We start from the raw sequence: 21,660 nt of genomic DNA, 5'->3' as shown, positions 1-21,660 counted from the left end.
TCGACAGTGTTTCGGCGGCCATAGCGAGAGGGAAACGCCCGGCAACATTCCGAACCCGGAAGCTAAGACTCTCAGCGCCGATGGTACTGCAAGGGAGACCCTGTGGGAGAGTAGGACACCGCCGGACCCAACGTAAGACTGAGGCCCACCCCAACAGGTGGGCCTCAGTTGTTTAACCCGTGAATCCCTGACGGGGATCACACCAGCCAATAGGCTGTACCTACATCTACACAGCGCGCGCATCAAACAGGAGGAGTGTCATGAGCGATTCACCAGACAGGGAGAAACGCCCAGGCCGCCGTGACGATGGCGCGCGATCAGACGGAGCGCGCAGCGGCTCCGCTCGGCCGAAGAGCTCACGTCCGCAGCACAGCGGTGAAAAGCGTCTGTGGACAAGTGATGGCAAGCCCGCTCGCAGTTCCGCGCCCGGTGCCCGCGACAAACAGCGCGAACGAGGCGGCCGTCGCGACGAAGAACTCACTCCAGAGGAGTTGCGCGCCCGCGAACTACGCGCTGTACGCCCGCATCACGATGACCCTGAGATCGACGACGACGTCTCGGTCAAAGAACTCGATCGTCTTGCCTACAACGAATTGAAGACTCTCTCGAAGGAGAACGCCGAAGGCGTTGCGAAGCACCTCGTGATGGTCGCTCGGCTGATCGACGAAGATCCCGAGCTGGCTCACAAGCACGCTACCTCTGCTTCGCGTCGAGCAGGCCGCATTGCTATGGTTCGCGAGACGTTGGCGATCACCGCGTACGCGACAGGCGACTACGCGCTGGCAATTCGTGAGCTGCGTACGTACCGACGAATTTCGGGCTCGAACGAGCAGCTCGCCTTGATGGTCGATAGCGAGAGAGGCTTGGGCAGACCTGACCGCGCTCTCGAGCTGGGCCGTTCGGTGGAGCGTTCGACGCTGACGCCAGCGAGCCAGGTCGCTGTCGCGATCGCCATGTCGGGGACTCGACTTGATTTGGGTCAGCCGGAGTTGGCTCTCGCTGAGCTCGAGATTGCCCAGCTCGACGCCTCGCGTGCCTACAGTTACAGCCCTGATCTCTTCTGGGCGTACGCCGAAGTGCTCGGCGACCTCGGCCGGGAATCAGACGCGGCAGCCTGGCGTGACAACGCCGAGCGCGCCGAGGCGGCACTCGATGCCGTCGATGCTGACGATGACATGATCGAGGTCTTCGAAGAAGAGGTCGAGTACGTCGATCTTGCCGCCGAAGACGAAGAGACCGCCGAAGACGAAGAGACCGCCGAAGACGAAGAGACCGCCGAAGACGAAGAGACCGCCGAAGACGAAGAGACCGCCGAAGTCGAGCACGCCGAAGACGAGGAGAATGGTGAGCCTGTTCAAGACGCGAAAGAGTGACGCTGCAGTGACCCCGCTCGACGGTATCGATGTTGTTCTGGCCGATCTCGACGGGGTCGTGTACACGGGGGCGAATGCGATCGATTATGCCGTCGACTCCTTGAACAAGGCAGCCGCCGAAGGTGTGCGCGTCGGTTACATCACGAACAACGCGTCGCGAACCGACGTTCAGGTCGCCGAGCACCTTTCGAGCTTCGGTCTGAAAGTGGTGCCGCATGACGTGGTGACCAGCCCCCAAGCCGCCGTGAAGCTGCTCGCGGGCCTGGTCGAGCCGGGGTCGCTGATTCTGGTGGTGGGCGGAGTCGGGTTGACCAGTGAGGTCGAAAAGGCCGGCTTCACCGTGACCAGGCAGGCCGCAGATGAGCCGGCAGCAGTCATTCAAGGTTTTGCGCCCGATGTCGCCTGGAAGGATCTAGCGCAAGCGAGCTTTGCGCTTCATCGCGGCATTCCGTGGGTGGCGACGAACACCGACTGGACGATTCCGGTGGAGGGGGGCATTGCGCCCGGCAACGGTACCCTGGTATCCGCCGTGCACACGGCCGTGGGAACGTTGCCGGTCGTGGGCGGCAAGCCCGAGAAGGCGATCTTCGAGGCCGCAGTTGCCCGGTTCGGCGCTGAAGTGCCGCTGTTCATCGGGGATCGCCTCGATACCGACATCATCGGGGCGAATCGGGCGGGCATCCGCTCAGCCCACGTTCTGACCGGCATTGACGGTGCGAAACAACTGCTCGCGGCCGACACAGACTCGCGGCCGACTTTCATTCTGGATGATCTGCGGGGGTTGTTCGAGCCGTACCCGCCCACGGAGCTTTCGCACGACAACACCGTGGCGACGGTAGGTAAATCCGTGGTGCGATTGCGCGGAACGTCGGTCGAAGTGGTGAAATCAGGCGACTCGCAGGTCGACGTGATTCGCGCTGGCAGCGCACTGATTTGGGCGTCTGGTCAGCCGATTTACGGGCTGAACGTTGCGCCTGAGCTCTACAGCTGAGGCTCAGGGTAGCCTAAAGAGGTGACAGACGAGGTGGTTGAGCAGGCCGGTGGCGAAGGTGAGCTGCTGTCGAGGCTGCGCGTGATCGAGCAGCAACCGCTTGACGCTCGGGCCGGCGCATACGTTCAGATCTACGACGAACTGCGAACGCGGCTCGAAGGGTCAGATCAGTCCGCAGCGCGTGGGTGAGGCGAGGCTCGACACGGCGTTGGCCGAAAGCGGGCTGGCCCGGTCGCGAAACCATGCCGCGCAGCTCATTGCCGATGGCTTCGTCAGTATCGACGGCGTGGTGACCGTGAAGCCGGCTGCCAAGGTTCGTGAGGGTCAGGTTCTGCATGTCGAGGGCGAAGACCAGTACGTGAGCCGGGCGGCTGGCAAACTCGTTGCGGCGCTTGATGCCTTCGACGGTGTCAGCGTCGACGGTCGGGTGGTGCTCGATGCGGGCGCTTCGACCGGCGGATTCACGCAGGTACTGCTCGAACGCGGCGCCCGACGTGTCATTGCCGCCGATGTGGGGCACGGTCAGCTGTCACCGGTGGTGTCGGCGGATGCCCGGGTCTCGGTCGTCGAGGGTTACAACCTGCGCTTCGCCACGCCCGAGTCACTCGCCGAGGTCTCCGGTATCGCTGAGGCACCGTCGTTGGTGGTGGGCGACTTGTCGTTCATCTCGCTGACCACGGTGCTGCCGGCATTAGTCGCCGTTGCCGAGCCGGGAGCCGACTTCGTGCTGCTGGTGAAGCCGCAGTTCGAGGTGGGGCGGTCGGGCATCCGTGAGGGAGTCGTGCGAAACGCTGGGCTTCGGGCCGATGCGATTTCTGCTGTGCTGTGGGCCGCGTTCGACCTCGGGCTGGGTACGGCCGGGCTCCTCTCCTCCCCAATCATCGGAAATGCCGGAAATCATGAGTATCTGGTCTGGCTCAGCGCCAGTGCGGGTAGCAATCCGACAGAATGGAGAGACCGCGTTTTACGAGTTTCAGGAGCACATACCCCGTGACCACACCCCGTTTCATGCTTGTTGTGCTGCACACGGGGCGTCGAGACTCGGTTGACGCGGCGATGCAGGTGTGCGATCAGCTGGCGGCGGCCGGGGTGACGCCGGTGCTCGACTCGGGCGACCTGGCTGACATCGCCGAGCGTTTGACTGATCCCTCAATCATCGGTGTGCTCGGTGACGGTGTGGAGATCGCCGACCTCGAGCTGGTTGTCGTGCTCGGCGGCGATGGCACCATTCTTCGCGCAGCCGAGGTGGTGCGCGGATGCTCGGTTCCCCTGCTCGGGGTAAACCTCGGTCACGTGGGTTTTCTGGCTGAGAGCGAGCGCGAAGATCTGCGTGCGTCGGTGGAGCGCGTGCTCGACGGCGACTACACGGTCGAGGAGCGCATGACGCTCGACATCGTCGTGACGGTGGGCAACGAGGTCGTTTATGAGGGGTGGGCGCTGAACGAAGCGACCGTGGAGAAGGCCAGTCGTGAGCGCATGATCGAGGTGGTGATCGAGGTCGACGGGCGGCCGCTGTCGAGCTTCGGGTGCGACGGTGTGGTGATGGCGACGCCGACCGGATCGACCGCGTATTCGTTCTCGGCGGGCGGCCCTATTGTGTGGCCGAGCCTTGATGCGTTGTTGTTCGTTCCGCTGAGCCCGCATGCGCTGTTTTCGCGGGCGCTGGTGATCGGGCCGGAGTCGGTGCTTGCCGTGGAGTTGCTCGAGCGTACGCCGGGCGTTGGTGTGCTGTGGTGCGATGGGCGGCGCGGGTTCGATTTGCCGCACGGGGCGCGTGCCGAGGCGCGGAAGTCTGATGTGCCGGTGCGTTTGGCCAGGCTGACGCACGGGCCGTTCTCCGATCGGCTGGTGCGCAAGTTCTCGCTGCCGGTCGACGGGTGGCGCGGGCCGGTGAAGACGGGCGATGACGCCATTGGTTAGGTCGGGCGCCGCCGTGGCGCGCGGGGTCATTGACGAGATCACCATTCGCGATCTGGGGGTGATCGCTGACGCGGTGCTGCCGCTCGGGCCCGGGTTCACTGCGGTGACCGGGGAGACCGGGGCGGGCAAGACGATGGTGGTGCAAGCACTCGGTCTGCTGATGGGCGAGCGTGCGGTCGCCGGGCAGGTACGAGTCGGCTCCGCGCAGAGCTGGGTGGAGGGGCGCTGGCGTTTGCCGGTGAACTCTGCTGTTGCCGAACGGGTTCGCGACGCCGGGGGAGAGATCGATGAGCTTCTGGGCGAGGGTGCGGGGCAGCGGGGCCTGGGCGAGCTGATTTTGTCGCGCTCGGTGTCGGGGGAAGGCCGCAGTCGCGCCATCGTGGGCGGCCGGAGCGCTCCCGTGGGTGTGCTGGGCGAGCTCGGTGAACGGCTGGTGGTGGTTCATGGTCAGTCGGATCAGCTGAGGCTACGATCATCCACTCAGCAACGGCTGGCACTCGACCGGTTCGCGGGGCCCGGGTTCGCTTCGATCTTCGAGAGTTACAGCGAGGCATTTCGAGCCTGGCATGAGCTACAAGACGAACTCGACACACTGGTATCGCAGCGTGATGAGCGCATTCGTGAGGCTGACGCGCTGCGGGTCGCGGTTGACGAGATCGACGCGCTGTCGCCGCAGCCGGCCGAAGACGTCACGCTCGCGGAGCGCGCCAGCCGGCTCACCAACCTCGAAGACCTGCGGGTTGCCGCCGCCGCAGCCCGCGAGGCGATTTCGTCTGACGACCTCGATGGGCATGCCGATACGGTGACGCTGCTCGACGGTGCGCTGCGCCAGCTCGAGCGGGTGAGCGGCCATGATGCGGCACTCGAGCCGATTGTGGAGCAGCTGGCGAGTGCGTCGTTTCTGATCGCCGAGATCTCGACCCAGCTGTCGAGCTACCTGGCCGAGCTCTACACCGATGGCGGAGCCGAGCTCGACGACGTGCAAGAGCGCCGTGCCGAGCTCTCGGTGCTCGCGCGAAAGTACGGGCCGAGCCTCGACGATGTGATCGAGTACTTCGCCGCGGCCGGCCCCCGGCTGCTCGAACTCGACAACGACTCCGATCGCATCGAAGAACTGACCGACGCGGTAGCCGAGCGCGCGGCCATAGTGGATGCCCTGGCCACCGATCTGACGACCGCTCGCTCAGCAGCGGCAGTGCAGCTGAGCGCCCTCGTGTCGGCCGAACTGACCGCGCTCGCCATGGGCGGCTCGCAGCTCGTGGTCGAGTCGATCGAAGGCACCGAGCTCACGGCGAGCGGCCGCGACACGGTGCAGTTTCTGCTGGCCGCTCACGAAGGCGCAGAGCCCCGGCCACTCGGCAAGGGTGCTTCGGGCGGCGAACTCTCGCGCATCATGCTCGCCATCGAAGTGGTGCTGGCCGCAACCGACCCGGTTCCTACGTTCGTCTTCGATGAGGTGGATGCCGGTGTTGGCGGCGCCTCGGCCATCGAAATCGGCCGCCGGCTCGCGCGGCTGGCCGAGGGGTCGCAGGTCATCGTCGTGACCCATCTGGCGCAGGTGGCGGCGTTCGCCACCAATCACCTCTCGGTGGTCAAAGACTCCGACGGCGCGGTGACTGAGAGCAGTGTGCAGCAGCTTCGCGGCGAGGCGCGGGTCGCCGAGATGGCACGACTGCTGTCGGGCTTGCCCGACTCTGAGAGCGGGTTGGCCCACGCTCGAGAACTGATCGAGCTCGCCGCCAGCGGGTCGAAAAGGTAGTCGGCCGCTTGTCTACTGTTAGAGTGGAACTCCGTGGATGATCATCAAAACGACCCCCAGCCCGGAACACCTGTTGCAGGTGCGAGCGTCAGCTCGTACACAGGTCAGAGTACAAATCAGAGTACAAAACTGACGAAGCACATTTTCGTCACGGGTGGTGTCGTTTCTAGCCTCGGCAAGGGGCTGACCGCCGCGAGTCTCGGCAATCTCCTCACTGCACGCGGGTTGCACGTGGTCATGCAGAAGCTCGACCCGTATCTGAATGTCGACCCGGGCACGATGAATCCGTTTCAGCACGGTGAAGTGTTCGTCACCGACGACGGTGCTGAGACCGACCTCGACATCGGCCACTACGAGCGTTTTCTCGACATCAACCTCAACCAGGCCGCGAACGTCACGACCGGGCAGATCTACTCCACCGTCATCGCGAAAGAGCGTCGCGGCGAGTACCTCGGCGATACCGTTCAGGTCATTCCGCACATCACCGACGAGATCAAGCGGCGCATGCGGTTGCAGGCTCAGGGCGATGACGCGCCCGACGTGATCATCACCGAGATCGGCGGCACCGTCGGCGACATCGAATCGCAGCCGTTTCTCGAATCGGCCCGCCAGGTTCGTCACGAACTCGGCCGTCGCAACGTGTTCTTCGTGCACGTGTCGCTCGTACCGTTCATGAACGCTTCGGGTGAGCAGAAGACCAAGCCCACGCAGCACTCGGTGGCGGCGCTGCGGTCGATCGGTATTCAGCCCGATGCCCTGGTGTTGCGAAGTGACCGCCCGGTCTCCGATTCGAACAAACGCAAGATCGCACTGATGTGCGACGTCGACGAAGACGCCGTGGTGAACGCGATTGATGTGCCTTCGATCTACGACATTCCGACGATGCTGCACAACCAGGGCCTCGATTCGTACATCATCGACCACTTCGGTTTGACGACCGGCGAAGTCGACTGGTCGGGCTGGTCGCAGCTTCTGGCCGCGGTGCACGAGCCGAAGCACGAGGTGACCATCGGGTTGGTGGGCAAGTACATCGACCTGCCCGACGCCTACCTCTCAGTGACCGAGGCGCTTCGAGCGGGCGGGTTCGCCCACCGCACGAAGGTCAACCTGAAGTGGATCGCCTCCGACAATTGCGAAACGCCCGAACAGGCGGCCAAAGAGCTGAGCGACATCGACGGCATCTGCGTTCCCGGCGGGTTCGGGGTTCGCGGCATCGAGGGCAAGCTCGGCGCGCTGCGGTTCGCCCGCGAGAACGGCATTCCGAGCCTCGGCCTGTGCCTCGGGCTGCAGTGCATGGTCATCGAGTACGCCCGCAACGTCGTCGGCCTCGACGACGCGTCGTCGAGCGAATTCAACCCCGATACCCCCTTTCCGGTCATCGCGACCATGGCCGAGCAGGTCGACATCATCGCCGGGGGCGACCTGGGCGGCACGATGCGCCTCGGCCTGTACGAAGCGAAACTTGCGTCGGGTTCGCTCGTCGAGCAGCTCTACGACGCTCCGACGGTCGAAGAACGCCACCGCCACCGCTACGAAGTGAACAACAACTTCCGCGGCCAGATCGCCGACGCCGGCCTGTGGTTCTCGGGCACCTCGCCCGATGACCACTTAGTCGAGTTCGTCGAGCTGCCTCGGGATGTTCACCCGTACTATGTGGGCACGCAGGCGCACCCCGAGCTGAGGTCGCGGCCGAATCGGGCGCATCCACTTTTCGACGGGCTGATCGTGGCCGCACTCGAGCGTCAAGAAGCCAGCAAGCTCTTCCCCGCGGAGGTGTGAGGTGAGTGACGCACCGCGCGACGAGCCCGTCGACCTGAGTGTCAGCCGCAGCGACGTGGTGTTCGCCGGCAAGATCTGGGATGTACGCAGCGAGACCTTCGACTACAACGGTAAAGACACGCTGCGCGAGTTCGTCGACCACCCCGGTGCCGTTGCGGTGCTGGCCATCGACGACGACGATCGCGTGCTGCTCATTCAGCAGTACCGGCACCCCGTTCGCTCGCGCGAGTGGGAGATTCCGGCAGGGCTACTCGACATTTCGGGTGAAGACTTTCTGGTGGCCGCCCAACGCGAGCTGGCCGAAGAGGTCGACCTGCGCGCCGACACCTGGAACGTGCTGCTCGACTACGCCACCACGCCCGGTGGCAACAACGAGCTCATTCGCATCTACGTAGCGCGGGGGCTGCACGCCACCGACACGCCTTTCGATCGTGAAGACGAAGAGGCCGACATGCAAGTGCGCTGGGTGCCGCTCGACGAGGTGGTGGCTGCCGTACTCGACGGAACGCTTCAGAATCCGTCACTCGTCATTTCGTCGCTCGCCGCGTATCGGTCGCGAGTTGACGGCTGGGCCTCGCTCAAACCGGCCGACGAGCCGTGGCCGGAATGGTTGCGGCTGCACAAGTGAGCGTGGCGGGTGAGGGGTTGCCGGGCATCCACTCGCCCATCGACGGCTACCTGCGCCACCTGACCATCGAACGCGGGCTGGCCGGCAACACGCTGGCGGCATATCGACGTGATCTAGGGCGGTACGAAACGTGGCTGACCGCGCACGGCGTCTTGTCGTTCGACGACGTGGGCGAGGCGCAGATCAGCGAATTCACCCGGCAGCTTAAGGCCGAAATACCTGACCCGCAGACGGGCCTCGTTGTGCCGCTCGCTTCGTCATCGGTGGCACGCATCGTGTCATCGGTGCGGGGGCTGCACCGGTTTCTGGCCGAAGAGGGCCAGACCGTAAACAACGCGGCGCGTGAGGTGAAGCCGCCGAAACTGCCGAGCCGTCTGCCGAAGGCGATTTCGATCGAGCAGATGACGCTTCTTCTCGAGGCGACGGGCGGAGACGAGCCGAACGCGCTGCGCGACCGGGCCCTGCTCGAGCTGCTCTACGCAACAGGCTGCCGAATCTCTGAAGCGGTGTCGTTGAATGTGGATGATGTGCCTCACGGCTCCGACTTCGTGCGGGTTCTCGGCAAAGGCAGCAAACAGCGGCTGGTGCCGGTGGGCAGTTTCGCGCGGGCGGCGCTCGACGCGTATCTGGTGCGGGTGCGTCCGCTCTACTCGGCGCGGGGCAGGTCGACGCCCGCGCTTTTTCTGGGGCTTCGTGGTGACCGGTTGAGCAGGCAAGGCGCGTGGCTGATCATCCAGGCGGCTGGGCGTCGGGCGGGACTCGAGGCGCACATCTCGCCGCACACCTTTCGGCACTCGTTCGCGACGCACCTCATCGCGGGCGGGGCTGACGTTCGCGTTGTTCAAGACCTGCTCGGCCACGCGTCGGTCACCACGACCCAGATCTACACCCAGGTGACGGCCGACACCCTGCGCGATATGTACCAGACGGCGCACCCGCGCGCCCGCTGACGTCAGCGGCGCGCTTCCCGGGCCCAGGCAGATGCGACGGTAGGATTGGGGCACCGCCCTGGGAGAGGTCGGGGTACGTGAGGAGCAGCGCCTGTGATGGCTAAGAAGAACGTCGGTGCCTCTGAACTGCCGGGGCTCGAGGCGCCCGTTCTCGGGCCGACGGGCCGGCCGTTTCGAGTGTTTCCGGCGCCGCCGGTTCTGAAGAGCCACGGGCCCGCACGCATCATCTCCCTCTGTAACCAGAAAGGTGGGGTCGGCAAGACCACCACCACCGTGAACCTCGGCGCAACCCTGGCTGAGGATGGCCGGCGAGTGCTCGCCGTCGACTTCGACCCTCAGGGTGCGCTTTCTGCGGGGCTCGGCGTGAGCACGCACGACAGCCTCACCATTTACGATCTGCTGCTCGGCACCGAGAAAGACCCTCGCGCGGTCATTCAGAAGACGAGCGTGCCGAACTTCGATGTGATTCCGGCCAACATCGACCTGTCGGCCGCCGAAGTGCACCTCATCAACGAGGTTGCTCGCGAGACGATTCTGGCGCGCGTGCTGCGCAAGGTGAGCGACGAGTACGACGTGATTCTCATCGATTGTCAGCCCTCGCTCGGGCTGTTGACCGTGAACGCGCTGACTGCCAGCCATGGAGTGCTCATTCCGCTCGAATGCGAGTTCTTCGCGCTGCGAGGCGTCGCTTTGCTCGTCGAAACCATCGACAAGGTGCGCGATCGGCTGAACCCGGCCATCAAACTCGACGGCATTCTGGCCACCATGTACGACTCCCGCACGCTGCACTCGCGCGAGGTGATGCAGCGGGTCGTCGAGCAGTTCGGGCCCGAGGTGCTCGAGACGGTGATCGGGCGCACGATCAAGTTTCCTGATGCGAGTGTTTCGGGTACTCCGATCACACAATTCGCCCCCGAACATCCGGCCGCCCAGGCGTACCGGCAGCTCGCGCGCGAACTGGTGTTTCGTGGCGCGGTCGCCTAGCCAGACCTCGAGGGGTGCCGGTCGCGGCGCACGGGTGACGGATGCCCGTGCCTTCGCCGACGGCGAGGTAGCCCCCAGCACACCCGGCTTCTCGCTCAGCCTCTCGAACTTCGAGGGGCCGTTCGATCTGCTGCTGTCGCTGATTTCGAAGCACGAGGTCGACATCACCGAGATCGCGTTGAGCGCGGTGACCGATGAGTTCTTGGGCTACCTCAGAGCGCTCGATTCGGCGGAAGAGCTGGAACGGGCATCCGAATTTCTGGTGGTGGCGGCGACCCTGCTCGACCTGAAGATCGTGGGGCTGCTGCCGCAGGGCGAGCTCGTCGATGCCGAAGATGTGGCCCTCTTGGAGGCGCGCGACCTGCTGTTTGCGAGGCTGCTGCAGTATCGGGCGTTCAAGCAGGTCTCGGCGTGGTTTGCGACGAATTTCGACGAAGAGGGCGGTCGGCACGCGCGGAGTGTTCGTCTCGAAGAGAAGTTTCGGCAGCAGACGCCTGAGCTGGTGTGGACTCTCAGCCCCGACGATTTTGCGGCGCTCGCGATGATGGCGTTGACGCCGCGCGAGGTGCCCGTCGTGGGGCTCGAGCACCTGCATGCCCCGCTGGTGAGCATTCGGGAGCAGGCTGCGCACGTGGTTTCGGCGCTGCGGTCGGGCGAGCCGGTCTCGTTTCGGCGGCTGATCGAGGGCATCGTGGAGAAGGGAATCGTGGTGGCGCGGTTTTTGGCCGTGCTCGAGCTGTATCGGCACGCCGCGATTTCGTTCGAGCAGCTCGAGCCGCTGGGCGAGCTGACCATTCGGTGGAGCGCCGAGAACTGGTCTGACGAAAATCTCTCGAACTTGGGGGCCGACTATGACAACTGAGGTGAATGAGCTGGCACCGGATGCACCCACCCTCGACCTCGAACGAGCACTCGAAGCGATCTTCATGGTCGCCGATGAGCCTCAGGGGCTGGTGGCGCTCGCCACCACTCTCGGGCGCCCGGTGGCGGCCGTTCGGCAGACCATCGAGCGGCTCGTCGACGACTACGACGGCGTCAACGGCACGATTCGGCGCGGGTTCGAACTGCGTGAGGTGGCCGGTGGTTGGCGGTTGTATGTGCGCGGTGAGTATGACCGCATCGTTCGCGAATTCGTGCTCACCGAGAATCCATCACGGCTTTCGCAAGCCGCGCTCGAGACGCTTTCAGTCATCGCCTATAAACAGCCGATCACACGCAGCGCGATCGCCTCGATTCGCGCCGTGAACGTCGACTCGGTGGTTCGCACGCTGCTTGGTCGCGGGCTGATCACCGAGGTTTCGACCGACAGTGAAACCGGCGCCATTTATTATGGAACGACAGACGTGCTTCTCACGCAGCTCGGGCTCAACTCGCTCGATGAACTTCCCAGAATTTCACCACTCCTAGCCGATGGTGCGGAGGGTTTTGATGACCAATTCCATTGACAATGGCGCGCCCGGCGGTGCGCCCGGCGCGCCCGAGGGCGTGCGCCTGCAGAAGGTGCTCGCCTCGGCGGGCGTCGCCTCGCGCCGGGTCTCTGAAGACCTGATCACGGCCGGCCGCGTGCGTGTGAATGGCGAGGTCGTGCGCGAGCTCGGCCGTCGAATAGACCCCGAGAACGACAAGGTGGCGGTCGACAATGTCGCCGTGCAGCTCGATACCACGAAGCGGTACGTCATGCTGAACAAACCCGTGGGCATCGTCAGCTCGCTCGCCGACCAGCACGGGCGACCCGATCTCTCGGTATACACGGCCCAGTTCGAAGAGCGGCTCTTCAACGTGGGCCGGCTCGACGCCGAAACCTCGGGGCTGCTCATTCTCACGAACGACGGCGAACTGGCGCACGTGCTCGCGCACCCGTCGTTCGGCGTGATGAAGACCTACATCGCCCGCGTCGAAGGGCGGGTTTCACCGCAGACCATCGCCCGGCTGACCAAGGGTGTCGAGCTCGACGACGGCCCTATCGTGGCCGACAAGGCACGCTTGCTCGACAGTTCGGGTGGCAGCAGTCTGGTCGAGGTGACCCTGCACTCCGGCCGCAACCGCATTGTGCGCCGGATGCTCGAAGAAGTCGGCCACCCCGTCACCGAGCTCGTGCGGCGGCAGTTCGGGCCGCTTCATCTCGGCTCGTTGGGGTCGGGGGAGTTGCGCGACCTGAACCGCGACGAACTCGGAGAGATCTTGACGCTGTCGCGCGCCGCGAAGACAGAGGGCTCGAATGGTTGAGAGCAGATTGACCGGGCCCGTGCGCGTGGTCGGCGTGGGGCTGCTCGGTACGAGCATCGGCCTGGGCCTCAAGGCGCGCGGGCTCGACGTGATTCTCGCCGATGCATCGCCTACGCACCTCAGCATCGCGGTCGACTACGGGGCCGGGCGGCTGGCCCACGAGGGCGATGAGCCGCAGCTGATCGTGGTGTGTGTTCCGCCCGACGTCACGGCGCGAGTGGTCGCTGCCGAGCTCGAGGCGTTTCCGCACGCGATTGTGACTGATGTGGCGAGCGTGAAGCTGGCGCCGTTGCATGAGCTGCGGGCATCCGGAGCCGACGTGTCTCGGTACGTGGGAACGCATCCACTCGCCGGAGCGGAGCGCGGAGGCCCGTTGTCTGGCCGCGCCGACCTGTTCTTGGGGCGGCCGTGGGTTATTGCCGCGCACGACGGCATTTCGTACCAGCGCGGCAGCGCCATCGACGACCTGATTCTCGACCTCGGCGGAACGATCGTGGAGATGACGCCCGAAGACCACGATCGAAGTGTGGCGCTGGTGTCGCACGTGCCGCAGGTGATCTCGTCGTTGATGGCCAGGCGGCTGATCGATGCTCCGGGTGCTGCAGTGAATCTGGCTGGGCAGGGTATTCGTGACGTGACACGTATCGCCGCCAGTGACCCGCAACTGTGGGTGCAGATACTGGGGGCGAACGCGGGGCCCGTGGCGGGCATCCTGAACCAGTTTCGGGTCGACCTCGACCGGCTGATCGAGACACTTGAGGCGCCTGAAGCGGTGGGTGCGAGTCGTCGGCTGGCCGAAGAGCTGGCGGGTGGCAATGCGGGGGTGGCGCGTATTCCGGGCAAACACGGGCTCGACCGGCGGTACTCGCAGCTGGTAGTGATGGTGGATGACCGCCCGGGCGAACTGGCGAGATTGTTCACCGAGGTCGGCAACGCCGACGTGAACCTCGAAGATCTGCGGCTGGAGCACTCTCCGGGCGCGCAGGTCGGGTTCGCCGAGATCGCTGTGCTTCCCGAGCGTCTCGGGCACCTGACCGAGTGGTTGATCGAGCGCGGATGGCGGATCGCAGGATGACCGGGAACTTCACTCGCGGGCTGCGTGCCCGCTTCGGCGACACACGAAGGGCGCGCGCATGACCGCCATCGTCGTCGCTATAGACGGGCCCGCCGGCAGCGGCAAGTCGAGCGTGAGCAAGCAAGCCGCACGCGAACTCGGCTACGCCTACCTCGACACGGGCGCCGCGTACCGTGCACTCGCCTGGATGTTGCTCGACCGTGGGCTCGACGCCGGAAACCCTCTGGTGGTCGTCGAATCGCTGGGCGAATTCGACTTCGCCGTCGGCACCGACCCCGACCAGTACTTCGTGAAAGTCGGCCCCGACGACGTGACCGTGGCCATTCGCGAGCCGTGGGTGACCAGCGAAGTGCGGCTCGTGGCGCGGCTGCCCGAGGTGCGCGAGCACCTCATGGCGCTGTTTCGGCGCATCGTGGTCGAGGCCGCCCGACCCGGCATCGTGGTCGAAGGCCGTGACATCACCACGGTGGTCGCGCCAGATGCTACCGCACGAATCCTGCTCACCGCGTCAGAAGAGGTTAGAATGGGGAGGCGTTCGAAAGAACTCGTCGATCAGTCGGCCGCCGTCGTCGGTGAACAGCTGCGATCACGAGACCGGGCTGACTCCCGGGTCGTCGACTTCATGAACGCCGCAGACGGTGTAACCACCGTCGATTCCACCGAACTCGACTTCGGCCAGACCGTTTCTGCGGTGGTCGATGTTGTACAACGTGCAGTATTGAGGGCTTCCCATGGTTAACATTCACAGTGCCGATCGAGACACCGACGGTGGCTTCGACGACTTCGAAGGCGCCTCAGACGCGCTCGTCGAGCGTCTGTCAGACATTGAGGAAGACCTGTCGATTCGCCGCGCCGAGGCGCTGCGCACAGGTCTCGCCGACTACGACCTCGGCGACGACGACCTCGCGATTCTCGATGCCGCGACCGACGACCCCGACGCTATTACGTATCTGCCCGCGCTGCCCGTGCTGGCCATCGTCGGCCGCCCGAACGTGGGCAAGTCTGCTCTGGTGAACCGCATCATCGGCCGCCGCGAGGCGGTGGTCGAAGACACCCCCGGTGTGACCCGCGACCGCGTGAACTACAAGGCCGAATGGGCCGGGCGCAACTTCACCATTGTCGACACCGGCGGCTGGGAACCGGATGCCCGTGGCATCGACGCTTCCGTCGCAGCACAGGCCGAGATCGCCATCGACCTGGCCGACGCCGTGCTCTTCGTGGTCGACGCGAACGTCGGCCCCACCGCGACAGACGAGCACGTCGTTCGTATGCTCCGCAAAACCAAGAAGGCCGTCTTTCTCGCGGCGAACAAGATCGACGACGTGCGCCAAGAGCCGAACGCCGCGTCGCTGTGGTCGCTCGGCCTCGGCAACCCGTACCCCGTCTCGGCCCTGCACGGCCGCGGCGTGGCCGACCTGCTCGACCAGATCATGCGCGTGCTGCCCGAGATTTCGGCCGTCGCCAAGCAAGAAGTGGGCGGCCCGCGCCGGGTCGCGATTCTCGGCCGGCCGAACGTGGGCAAGTCATCACTGCTCAACCGGGCTGCCGGCGAAGAGCGCGTGGTCGTGAACGAGCTTGCGGGAACTACTCGTGACCCGGTAGACGAGCAGGTCGAGATCGCGGGCAAGGTCTGGCGCTTTGTCGACACCGCGGGCATCCGTCGCCGCGTGCACCTGCAGCAAGGCGCCGACTTCTACGCCTCGCTGCGCACCTCGGCCGCGCTCGAGAAGGCCGAAGTCGCCGTTGTCATGATCGACGTGTCTCAGCCGGTGAGCGAGCAGGATGTTCGCATCATTGACCTCGTGCTCGAATCGGGTCGCGCGCTGGTGCTCGCCTTCAACAAGTGGGATCTGCTCGACGACGAACGCCGTCGCTACCTCGAGCGGGAGATCGAGCAAGACCTCGCGCACGTGTCGTGGGCGCCGCGTGTGAACATCTCGGCGAAGACCGGGCGACACATGGAGAAGCTGGTTCCGGCGTTGGAGCTCGCACTCGAGTCGTGGGACACCCGTATTCCCACCGGAAAGTTCAACGCCTTCTTGGCCGAGCTGACTGCCGAGCATCCGCACCCCGTTCGCGGCGGCAAGCAGCCCCGCATCTTGTTCGGCACGCAGGCGTCTTCGCGCCCCCCGACATTCGTCTTGTTCACCACGGGCTTTCTCGACCCCGGTTACCGCCGCTACATCACGCGCCGCCTGCGCGAGATCTGGGGCTTCGAGGGCAGCCCCGTCAACGTGAACATGCGCGTGCGCGAGAAGCGCAAGCGCTAGCCCGCCCCCCTTCCGCCGCATGGATCACAAAGACCGCCCTCAGGCTCGCGTTTTGGGGCGGTTTTTGTGATCGATGTTCAAGTACGGAGGGCGTGCCGGGCGGCGGAGCGGACGGCCGCCGTGAGGGCTGTGAGGGTGGGGGAGTCGAGGTTCCAGCGCTGCCAGTAGAGGTGCACGTCGACCGGATGCTCGGGGTCGAGCTCGATCAGCGTGCCTTCTTCGAGCGCGGTGAGGCACTGCTGCTCGGGGAGTAATGACCAACCCAGCCCGAGCAGGGTGGCGCGCGCGAAGTCTGCGGTGGTGGGAATGTAGTGCGTGGGCGTTCGAGCTGCGGGATGCCCGGGCGCCGCCATCACGTCATGTCCAGCCTGCCGCGCACGCAGAAACCCCGTCTGTAACTCGTCTTTGCGGTCGAAGTTGAGCATCGGAGCTGCCGCGAGCCACGCGAGGCTCGCCCGCGCCTCCGCGCCGAAATCTCCTCGGTCGCCCCGTGGCGGTGCCTCGGCGTTGCGCAAAGGCACGTTCGCAGCGACGGCAAGGTGCTTTTGCGCAACCGCGGCTGCAACCGCGTCCGCGTCGCCAACCGCAACCACGTCCGGAACCGGGACCGGAACCGGGACCGGAACCGGGACCGGAACCGTGGGCGCCCAGCGCGCCGCGAAGGCGGGGGAGCAGACGGCGCGGTAGCGCATGATGCCGAGGGGTTCTGAGGTGCATCCCTGTACCGGATCGGCCGTCGAGGTGACCGCGGCCATGACGGTGCCTGAGCGGAGGAGCGAGGTGGTGTGTTCTTGATCGTCTCGGTAGAGGTCGAAGACCGCGTTCAGGGTTTCGGCGAGTGGTGCGAGCGCTTCGAGAAACCAGGTGCCGAGGCTGTCGGCGTTCACCGCGATGGCGATGGAAACCGCGGGTCTGGGGCGCGCGCGACGACGGGTGCCTGATGCGTCGCGGGCGCCGTCAACGGCGTCGTCGTCAGCGTCGTCGGCAGGGCCGTCAGCAGCGCTCCAGCCCAGGTCGTCGATGCCGCCGCCCAGCGCGACCCTCGTGTCGTAGTCGAGCAACTCGGCTAGCCTGGCGTACCGCAGCACGATGTCGCCGGCGGTGGTGGTTCGAACCGGATTCGTGCGCTCGACCAGAATCTGGCCGACCGACTGCTCCATGCCTTTGATTCGCTGAGACACGGCCGAGGCGGTGACGTGCAGGCGCACGGCCGCGCGCTCGAAGGTTCCCTCTTCGACGAGTGCGAGCAGGGTGGTGAGCTGGTCGAACTGAAAGCTTGCCATTAGCTCAGCTTAGGCAATGTAAGAAACATTAGCTGTACTGAATACGTGTCTGCTTCTAACGTGAAAAGGTGACCTTCGAGACCACCCTCCTGCCCGCCCTCCTCGGGCTGCTCACCGGGCTCTCTCTCATCATCGCGATCGGGGCGCAGAATGCGTACGTTCTGCGGCTCGGCATCGAGGGGCGCGCTCGGCTGATACTGCCGGTGGTGCTCGTCTGCGCGGTGTCTGACGCGGTGCTGATCACCGCCGGGGTGCTCGGCATCGGCGCGGTGATTCAGGCGGCGCCGGCTGCGCTCGTTGTCATTCGCGTGGTGGGCTCGGGGTTTCTGATCGTGTACGGGTTGATCGCAGCGTGGCGAGCCGTGCATCCGAAGGCCTTGAAGGCCGCCGACGTGAACTCGAACGTGACGCTCAAGGTCGCTCTGACCACGATGGTCGCGCTGACCTGGCTCAACCCGCACGTATACCTCGACACGGTGATCTTTTTGGGGTCGGTGGCCAATCAGCAGGGCGCCGACCAACGGTGGTGGTGGGCCGGCGGAGCCATCGCGGGCAGTTTCATCTGGTTCTTCGGGCTGGGCTTCGGGGCACGACTGCTGAGGCCGTTTTTCGCCCGACCGAGCTCGTGGCGTCTTCTCGATGGGTTCATCGCGGCGGTGATGTTGACCCTCGGAATGCGCATGGCCGTAGGGTTTTAGGCCGATTCGCGGGCGAGCGGATGCTCGGCACTCCCAGCGCTTTGAAAGCTGGTTGTCGAGCATCACACAACTGGCTGCCAGAGTGCCTCGGCTATCGTGGAGCAGCGCCGCTTCGTGTCTTCACACACTTCGCAAAGAAGCGGCGCCCGACCAACAGGCCATAAAGAGGGGTGAGTGTTCGCATGACAACTCCGCCTCCTCCCGTACCCCGATCTCGGGCCGAGCGCCCGGGTGGGTATTCGCCGCCTGCATCGGGTCAGGATGCCGGTGGGCGTTCGGGGCGTGGCTCGGGCGGCGGGGGCCGGTTCGGGTCAGGGTCTGGGTCGGGTTCAGGGTCTGGTTCGGGTTCGCGGCCGGGCGGTGGCGCGCGCGGTGCTGGTGGCCGCTCGAACGGCGGCGGGCGCGATGTGGCGAGCCCGATTCCGCTGCTCATCGGGGTGGTCGCGGTAGCGCTCAGCCTCGCGATTGCGGTTGTGACGGCGGTGAATGGTCGGGCATCCAGTGTCTGGTTTCTGACGCTGCCGATTATTGAGCCGGGGCAGTGGTGGTTGAGCCTCGTGGGGTACATTCTGACTCCGCTCGTGGTGATCTTCGCGTTCGGGCTGAATCGCATTTGGCAGCGCGACGGGCTGCGCGACCGCGCCTTCACGCCGAAGCCGGGGTACAGCCTCGCTCTGAAATGGATGGTCGGGGCCGGCTTTCTGCTCGCCCTCTGGCACATCGTGAACCTGGCGACAGTGGTTTCTGAGCAGTGGGTGAACTCGTGATGCGGCGGGTAGTGACCGTGCTGCTCGCGGCAGCGGTGGCCGTGGGTGCGAGCGTCGGACTCGGTGCCGCGGCGGCCGTGCCGGCCGCAACCGCGAGCGCGAGCGGCGCGACTGGGTCTGCGAATGCCGCGAGCGCGATCGGCGACACGGCGGCGACGAATGCAGCGGCGCTCGCCAGCGCCACCGGCAGCACCGTGCTCGCGGCGACCAGCGGCAGCGGCACGTCGTCGTTGTCGACGACCGGGAGTGCCGCCATCGACGATGTGCGGCGCTGCATCGCCACGAACAGCCAGCTCGACGTGTACTACCTCATCGATGCGTCGGGCAGTCTCTACTCCGACGTCTCGGGTAGCACGGCGACCGATCCCGACTTCGTGCGGGCCGACATTCTCGGCAACAGCCTCAAGCAGCTGGCGAACCTCGGCAACGGGGTGCAGGTCAACTACAGCGCCGGTTTCTTCGGCACTGAGTTCAAGCCTGCCGTCGACTGGACTCCGGTCACCGCAGACACGGCAGACGCGCAGGCGACCGCGCTCAACCAGGCGATTCGCAACCAGCCCTCACTCGGCTACACGAATTGGGGCGCGGGAATCGCAGGTGCCCAGGCCGCGCTCGCCGCCCAGCACGCCGCGAACGGCGGCTGCCAGATGCTCGTCTGGCTCACCGACGGCGCTCTCAACCTGCACGACGACGACGCGCAGAACGCGGCAGCGCTGAACACGCTCTGCGGCAACACCGTCGACGGCTCGAGCGAGCCGGCCGACGGCCTCGGTGCTTTCAACGACATGCGTGCCAGCGGAATCGTTGTGGTGGGAGTGCTGCTCTCGGTAAACCCCGACCCCGCCGACGCCACACAGACGCAGTACATGCGGCCATTGGTGGAGTCGTCGGGTGAGGTCAACGGCACCACTGTGACCTGCGGGCAGTCGCCGCCGCCCAGCACCTCGGTGAATGGCGCGCTCGTTCAGGCGACCGACCCGACGCAGCTCGCGACCGTGTTCGCGAACCTCGGGGTGCTGATCAACGGCGGGTATCCGCAGCCGTTCGACGCCGACGGCGGCTTTCAGGTCGACCCGGGGGTATCGACTTTCACGGTGCTGACGGTCGATCCGGCGTGGTCGCTCGCGGCACCGGCGGGCTCGGGCATCCCGAATCTGACGGCTTCGAGCACCGAGCCCGGCGTGAAGATCACCACGACCGGAGGCGTCACCGAGATCGACGTCGATGTTTCATCGGCCGCCTACCAGGGCCATTGGATGCTCACTACCCCGGCTGGAGGCGACCGAGAGCTGTATCTCTACAGCGGGCTGAAGATCGTTCCCGACACAAGCAACGCCCTGATCGCCGGGGTCGCCGGCACCCTGAAGGGCACGATTGCCACGACCACGGGTCGCGCGCTCGACCTCAGCAACTACACCTACTCACTCGTGGTGTCGAAGGTGCCGGCCGACGGATCATCGGCGCAGAAGATCGGCACGGCGACGGCTACGGCCGACGGATCGTTCTCGCTCGACTACACGCCCGGTGCCGACGACGGCGGCACGATGAACCTGGTCTACGAGCTGAACCCGCTCGCCACCGCGAAGAGCAACTCGACGCTCGCCTCGGTGAGTGCGTCGCAGCAGCTTCAGGTTGCGATTCCGGCGAACTTTCCCACGGTGACGCCGTCGAGTCTTGCGCTCAGCACGCTGATGGGCTCGAAGGGCAAGGCCTCCGGAACCCTGACGCTCACAGCACCCGCCGACGGTTCGGCCGGGTCGGTGTGCTTCCCGAACGGCGTGACGCCGCAGATCGTGAACGACCCGGCCGACCGTTCGAGCAGCTGGCAGTTCACCTCGAACGCGCAGCTCGCGAACGGCTGCGTCGCCGTGCCCGCCGGTCAGAGCGTGACGGTCGATCTGGCGGCCACCAACCCGGTCGCCGCCAACAGCTCGGTGACGGCGAAGCTTCCGGTGGTCTTGACCGCGGCCGACGGCTCGGGGTTGCCCGAAACGGTGCCGGTCACGTTCTCGACCACCAGGCCGGTGAACGCCGCCGCGTTCAACCTCACCGCGGTCATCCTGATCGTTCTCGGGCTGTTGATCGCGCTGTTCATGCTGTGGCTGATGAACTTCGTCACGGCCGGTATCGCGCATGGGCGACAGCTGCTGCGTGGGTCGTTCCCTGCCACGATCAGCCAGCAGGGCAACATCGAGGGCGCTCGCGGCACAGACCTCTCGGCAGCATCGCTTGACGACTTCGCCTATCAGCGGCAGCTTGATACCGTGAAGAGAATGACTGACGCCGATCTGGGTGCCCTGCGCTCGAAGCCGGGGCTGTTCAACACTCGGTATGAGATCGAGGCGCCTGCCGGCAGCCGAGTCTTCACACCGTTCGCGGCGACAGGTTCTGCCAGACGCCTCGGTCGCTCGCGCGGCGACATCGAGCGCGGGATGATCGCTCCCATGCCCGACCAGCTCAACAAGCTCTGGGCTCTCGTCATTCGCGACGCCGATCTGCTGCAGTCACCGGCCGCCGGCCCGATTCCGGCAACCCTGGTCGTCTATAAGCGCAACGACCCGCGCAACCACGACCAGTTCATGGAGCGCATGCTCGACGTCACCCGTGACACGAAGCTCTGGGCGAAGGTGTCGCGTGCCCGTGTCGTGGTGGGGGAGCAAGCGAGTGGTGGCGCCGGAGGCACCGGGAGCACCGGCAGCGGCATCAGTGGAGGAAATTCCTCCACCTCGACGCGCTCGCCAGCGATTCCTTCGCCGGCCGCGCCGACTGCCAGCACCTCAGCTACCGCACCGACCGCGGCCCGACCCCCTTCATCTTCCGAACCATCAGCTCCACCGGCGCCGAGTGCGCCGCGCGGCGGCGATCAGGCGGCTCCGGCCGTGCCCCGGGCATCCAGCCCCGACGGCGCCGGTGGAAACCAGCCGCCCCCACCACCGCCCAGACCCAGGAGGCAATAA

General features: G+C 65.7%; 20 protein-coding genes and 1 rRNA gene. 20 read left to right on the top strand and 1 reads right to left on the bottom strand.

Features of this window, described 5'->3' with window-relative positions:
• Nucleotides 1-10: 10 nt before the first annotated feature.
• The 17 genes from rrf to der all read left to right on the top strand — a co-directional run bounded on the left by rrf (nucleotide 11) and on the right by der (nucleotide 15,955).
• Nucleotides 11-127: ribosomal RNA gene (rrf, locus tag IEX24_RS15130) — 5S ribosomal RNA — on the top strand.
• 133 nt (nucleotides 128-260) lie between these two features.
• On the top strand, nucleotides 261-1,373 hold the full coding sequence (locus IEX24_RS19655) for a hypothetical protein (RefSeq protein ID WP_229715371.1): 1,113 nt from the start codon (nucleotides 261-263) through the stop codon (nucleotides 1,371-1,373).
• Nucleotides 1,345-2,364 carry an HAD-IIA family hydrolase gene (locus IEX24_RS15120; RefSeq protein WP_372435740.1) on the top strand — a complete coding sequence of 340 codons (1,020 nt, stop codon included), beginning with the start codon at nucleotides 1,345-1,347 and terminating at the stop codon, nucleotides 2,362-2,364. The genes IEX24_RS19655 and IEX24_RS15120 overlap by 29 nt, the downstream gene beginning before the upstream one ends.
• A gap of 21 nt (nucleotides 2,365-2,385) precedes the next feature.
• Nucleotides 2,386-2,553, top strand: a complete 168-nt coding sequence (locus tag IEX24_RS15115; RefSeq protein ID WP_188679609.1) for a hypothetical protein — start codon at nucleotides 2,386-2,388, stop codon at nucleotides 2,551-2,553.
• Entirely contained in the window at nucleotides 2,546-3,358 is an 813-nt protein-coding gene (locus IEX24_RS15110) for a TlyA family RNA methyltransferase (protein WP_188679607.1), read from the top strand. The genes IEX24_RS15115 and IEX24_RS15110 overlap by 8 nt, the downstream gene beginning before the upstream one ends.
• A gap of 14 nt (nucleotides 3,359-3,372) precedes the next feature.
• Nucleotides 3,373-4,284: an NAD kinase gene (locus IEX24_RS15105; protein ID WP_239083250.1), complete on the top strand. Its 912-nt coding sequence runs from the start codon at nucleotides 3,373-3,375 to the stop codon at nucleotides 4,282-4,284.
• Nucleotides 4,268-6,043: a DNA repair protein RecN gene (gene recN / locus IEX24_RS15100; RefSeq protein WP_188679603.1), complete on the top strand. Its 1,776-nt coding sequence runs from the start codon at nucleotides 4,268-4,270 to the stop codon at nucleotides 6,041-6,043. The genes IEX24_RS15105 and recN overlap by 17 nt, the downstream gene beginning before the upstream one ends.
• Before the next feature lie 129 nt (nucleotides 6,044-6,172).
• Nucleotides 6,173-7,822: a CTP synthase gene (gene pyrG, locus IEX24_RS15095; protein WP_188679706.1), complete on the top strand. Its 1,650-nt coding sequence runs from the start codon at nucleotides 6,173-6,175 to the stop codon at nucleotides 7,820-7,822.
• Nucleotide 7,823: 1 nt separating this feature from the next.
• The gene (locus IEX24_RS15090) at nucleotides 7,824-8,450 is read left to right on the top strand and encodes an NUDIX domain-containing protein (RefSeq protein ID WP_188679601.1); all 627 of its coding nucleotides are present in this window, start codon (nucleotides 7,824-7,826) and stop codon (nucleotides 8,448-8,450) included.
• Nucleotides 8,429-9,400, top strand: coding sequence for a site-specific tyrosine recombinase XerD (xerD, locus tag IEX24_RS15085; RefSeq protein ID WP_188679599.1), 972 nt, complete (start codon nucleotides 8,429-8,431; stop codon nucleotides 9,398-9,400). The genes IEX24_RS15090 and xerD overlap by 22 nt, the downstream gene beginning before the upstream one ends.
• A 96-nt stretch (nucleotides 9,401-9,496) precedes the next feature.
• Nucleotides 9,497-10,384: a ParA family protein gene (locus tag IEX24_RS15080; RefSeq protein ID WP_188679597.1), complete on the top strand. Its 888-nt coding sequence runs from the start codon at nucleotides 9,497-9,499 to the stop codon at nucleotides 10,382-10,384.
• A gap of 34 nt (nucleotides 10,385-10,418) precedes the next feature.
• Entirely contained in the window at nucleotides 10,419-11,246 is an 828-nt protein-coding gene (locus tag IEX24_RS15075) for a segregation and condensation protein A (protein ID WP_229715387.1), read from the top strand.
• The gene (scpB, locus tag IEX24_RS15070) at nucleotides 11,236-11,829 is read left to right on the top strand and encodes an SMC-Scp complex subunit ScpB (protein WP_188679593.1); all 594 of its coding nucleotides are present in this window, start codon (nucleotides 11,236-11,238) and stop codon (nucleotides 11,827-11,829) included. Before IEX24_RS15075 ends, scpB begins: the two co-directional genes overlap by 11 nt.
• Nucleotides 11,813-12,610, top strand: a complete 798-nt coding sequence (locus tag IEX24_RS15065; RefSeq protein ID WP_188679591.1) for a pseudouridine synthase — start codon at nucleotides 11,813-11,815, stop codon at nucleotides 12,608-12,610. The genes scpB and IEX24_RS15065 overlap by 17 nt, the downstream gene beginning before the upstream one ends.
• Complete coding sequence (locus IEX24_RS15060) at nucleotides 12,603-13,685, top strand: prephenate dehydrogenase (protein WP_188679589.1); 1,083 nt, start codon at nucleotides 12,603-12,605, stop codon at nucleotides 13,683-13,685. Before IEX24_RS15065 ends, IEX24_RS15060 begins: the two co-directional genes overlap by 8 nt.
• A 58-nt stretch (nucleotides 13,686-13,743) precedes the next feature.
• Nucleotides 13,744-14,424: a (d)CMP kinase gene (gene cmk / locus IEX24_RS15055; RefSeq protein ID WP_188679588.1), complete on the top strand. Its 681-nt coding sequence runs from the start codon at nucleotides 13,744-13,746 to the stop codon at nucleotides 14,422-14,424.
• On the top strand, nucleotides 14,417-15,955 hold the full coding sequence (gene der, locus IEX24_RS15050) for a ribosome biogenesis GTPase Der (protein WP_188679586.1): 1,539 nt from the start codon (nucleotides 14,417-14,419) through the stop codon (nucleotides 15,953-15,955). The genes cmk and der overlap by 8 nt, the downstream gene beginning before the upstream one ends.
• A 77-nt stretch (nucleotides 15,956-16,032) precedes the next feature.
• Here the strand turns inward: der and IEX24_RS15045 are convergent, their stop codons facing one another.
• Nucleotides 16,033-17,238, bottom strand: a complete 1,206-nt coding sequence (locus IEX24_RS15045) for a LysR family transcriptional regulator ArgP (RefSeq protein ID WP_188679583.1) — start codon at nucleotides 17,236-17,238, stop codon at nucleotides 16,033-16,035.
• Nucleotides 17,239-17,306: 68 nt separating this feature from the next.
• On the opposite strand from IEX24_RS15045, the gene IEX24_RS15040 reads away from it, so the two are divergent.
• The 3 genes from IEX24_RS15040 (at nucleotide 17,307) to IEX24_RS15030 (ending at nucleotide 21,660) form a co-directional block, all read left to right on the top strand.
• A complete protein-coding gene (locus IEX24_RS15040) occupies nucleotides 17,307-17,936 on the top strand; it encodes a LysE/ArgO family amino acid transporter (RefSeq protein WP_188679581.1) in 630 nt (209 codons plus the stop codon).
• Between the two features lie 182 nt (nucleotides 17,937-18,118).
• Nucleotides 18,119-18,703: a hypothetical protein gene (locus IEX24_RS15035; protein WP_188679579.1), complete on the top strand. Its 585-nt coding sequence runs from the start codon at nucleotides 18,119-18,121 to the stop codon at nucleotides 18,701-18,703.
• Entirely contained in the window at nucleotides 18,688-21,660 is a 2,973-nt protein-coding gene (locus IEX24_RS15030) for a hypothetical protein (protein WP_188679577.1), read from the top strand. The genes IEX24_RS15035 and IEX24_RS15030 overlap by 16 nt, the downstream gene beginning before the upstream one ends.

It is taken from the genome of Subtercola lobariae, from assembly GCF_014640255.1.
GTDB classification, from domain to species: Bacteria; Actinomycetota; Actinomycetes; order Actinomycetales; family Microbacteriaceae; genus Subtercola; species Subtercola lobariae.
Note: the sequence above shows the minus strand (reverse complement) of the source record. Positions and strands in the feature narration are given on the sequence as shown.

Excerpts from the sequence above, each read along its gene's own strand:
- IEX24_RS15105 (WP_239083250.1), top strand. The coding sequence starts at position 3,373 with ATGCTTGTTGTGCTGCACACGGGGCGTCGAGACTCGGTTGACGCGGCG.
- IEX24_RS15035 (WP_188679579.1), top strand. The coding sequence starts at position 18,119 with ATGACAACTCCGCCTCCTCCCGTACCCCGATCTCGGGCCGAGCGCCCG.
- IEX24_RS15060 (WP_188679589.1), top strand. The coding sequence starts at position 12,603 with ATGGTTGAGAGCAGATTGACCGGGCCCGTGCGCGTGGTCGGCGTGGGG.
- IEX24_RS15065 (WP_188679591.1), top strand. The coding sequence starts at position 11,813 with ATGACCAATTCCATTGACAATGGCGCGCCCGGCGGTGCGCCCGGCGCG.
- scpB (WP_188679593.1), top strand. The coding sequence starts at position 11,236 with ATGACAACTGAGGTGAATGAGCTGGCACCGGATGCACCCACCCTCGAC.
- xerD (WP_188679599.1), top strand. The coding sequence starts at position 8,429 with ATGGTTGCGGCTGCACAAGTGAGCGTGGCGGGTGAGGGGTTGCCGGGC.
- der (WP_188679586.1), top strand. The coding sequence starts at position 14,417 with ATGGTTAACATTCACAGTGCCGATCGAGACACCGACGGTGGCTTCGAC.
- recN (WP_188679603.1), top strand. The coding sequence starts at position 4,268 with ATGACGCCATTGGTTAGGTCGGGCGCCGCCGTGGCGCGCGGGGTCATT.
- IEX24_RS15080 (WP_188679597.1), top strand. The coding sequence starts at position 9,497 with ATGGCTAAGAAGAACGTCGGTGCCTCTGAACTGCCGGGGCTCGAGGCG.
- cmk (WP_188679588.1), top strand. The coding sequence starts at position 13,744 with ATGACCGCCATCGTCGTCGCTATAGACGGGCCCGCCGGCAGCGGCAAG.
- IEX24_RS15045 (WP_188679583.1), bottom strand. The coding sequence starts at position 17,238 with ATGGCAAGCTTTCAGTTCGACCAGCTCACCACCCTGCTCGCACTCGTC.
- IEX24_RS19655 (WP_229715371.1), top strand. The coding sequence starts at position 261 with ATGAGCGATTCACCAGACAGGGAGAAACGCCCAGGCCGCCGTGACGAT.